This window comes from Glaciihabitans tibetensis (assembly GCF_003003265.1).
Classification (GTDB): Bacteria; Actinomycetota; Actinomycetes; order Actinomycetales; family Microbacteriaceae; genus Glaciihabitans; species Glaciihabitans tibetensis.
The window spans coordinates 1-1488 of the sequence record NZ_PVTL01000020.1; the positions used below are offsets into that span (position 1 = coordinate 1).

At 60.5% G+C, this 1488-nt stretch carries 2 protein-coding genes; both read left to right on the plus strand.

Going from position 1 to position 1488, the window contains the following annotated elements:
* The first annotated feature begins 53 nt into the window (after positions 1 to 53).
* On the plus strand, positions 54 to 491 hold the full coding sequence (locus B0I08_RS17490; RefSeq protein ID WP_106215239.1) for a hypothetical protein: 438 nt from the start codon (positions 54 to 56) through the stop codon (positions 489 to 491).
* A complete protein-coding gene (locus B0I08_RS17495) occupies positions 467 to 1462 on the plus strand; it encodes an IS3 family transposase (RefSeq protein ID WP_106215241.1) in 996 nt (331 codons plus the stop codon). Before B0I08_RS17490 ends, B0I08_RS17495 begins: the two co-directional genes overlap by 25 nt.
* Positions 1463 to 1488: the final 26 nt, after the last annotated feature.

Consider the following 1488-nt stretch of genomic DNA (forward strand, 5'->3'; position numbering starts at 1 on the left):
CCCTCTGTGTCAGCCTGTTGTGAGGGATTTCTGGTGGCAGACAGGAAGTCCTTATGGTCAACTCCACTCGTGCTGGAACGCACAAACCCTTGGCGGTGAAGCTGCAGATCGTGGCCGAATACGAAGCCGCGCCGCACGGAGAAAAGGGTGCCGTCGCGCGGGCGCATAACGTGCAGACTCGGATGATCCACCGGTGGGCATACGCTCGCGATAACGACGAATTCGGATTCAACCGGTCCGGGCGACGAACAGGGGGAACGATGACGCCAAAGAAACAAAGCTCGGAGATCGTGAGGTTACGGAAGCAACTCGCACGAGCTCAGGCTGAGACCGAGATCGCCCGCGCCAATCAGCACGTTCTGAAGGCGGCAATGGAGTCGTTGGGAAAAGCACACGCGCTCTTGGAAGAACTCTCCGAGAGCGCGGACTCCGACCAGAAGCCCGCCGAATCCAAGAAGCCGCCGTCGTGGCCCTCATCGCCGATGGACTAAACGTCGAGGTCGCCTGCGATCTCGCTGGGGTGTCCCAAGCGACCCACTACCGGCGGATGAATCCACCGGCCGCCCTCGCGGAGCCGATCCCGCAGAAGGATCGGGTGCAGCCGGCAACACTGACGGCGGAGGAAGTCGGCCGGATCGTGGGGTTTCTGGTTGACGAGGACAACGCTGATCTCAGCGTCACGGAGGTCTTCGTCCGCTGCTGGGACGCGGGCATCCATGTTGCCTCGTTGAGTGCCTGGCAGCGCATAGCGCGGGCCCGGAACCTGACCGGAGACCGACGCCGGTTGGCAACACATAAGCCGCGGGCGATTCCGGTGTTGTGCGCGAACCGGCCGAACCAGGTGTGGTCGTGGGATATCACCACGTTGCCGTCGATCGATCGTGGGCGCAGCTTCAAACTGTTTGTCATCCTCGATGTTTTCTCCCGTTATGTCGTCGGGTGGCGGGTCGAGGCCACCGAAAATGGGCCGTTCGCGGTCGAGATGCTCACCGACACCATCGTCAGCGAGGGCGCAATCCCCGAGGTTTTGCATGCTGATCGGGGATCACCGATGACCAGTGGTGTGTTGACGGCGGCGTTGGCCAATTTCGATATTGTTCAGTCGCATTCGCGGCCGCGGGTGTCGAACGATAACCCGTTTTCTGAGGCCCAATTCAAGACCTGCAAATACTCGATGGATTACCCGCGACGGTTTCGTGACATCGAGCATGCACGCGAGTGGGTGGCGGAGTTTATGCACCGTTACAACCATCAGAACCACCACTCCGGTATCGGCTATTACACCCCAATGTCGGTCCATGATGGGTCCTGGATCATCGAGCAGAACCACCGACAAGACGTCCTCAACGCGGCGTTCGCCGCGAACCCGGCGCGCTACGCGCGCCGCCCGCAGGCATCAACGGTCAATGCTGAATCGTGGATCAATTACCCCACTCAAACCGAAACACAAACCGCCGCCTAATCCCTCAAACAGGTTGACATGTTCCG

Excerpts from the sequence above, each read along its gene's own strand:
- B0I08_RS17490 (WP_106215239.1), top strand. The coding sequence starts at position 54 with ATGGTCAACTCCACTCGTGCTGGAACGCACAAACCCTTGGCGGTGAAG.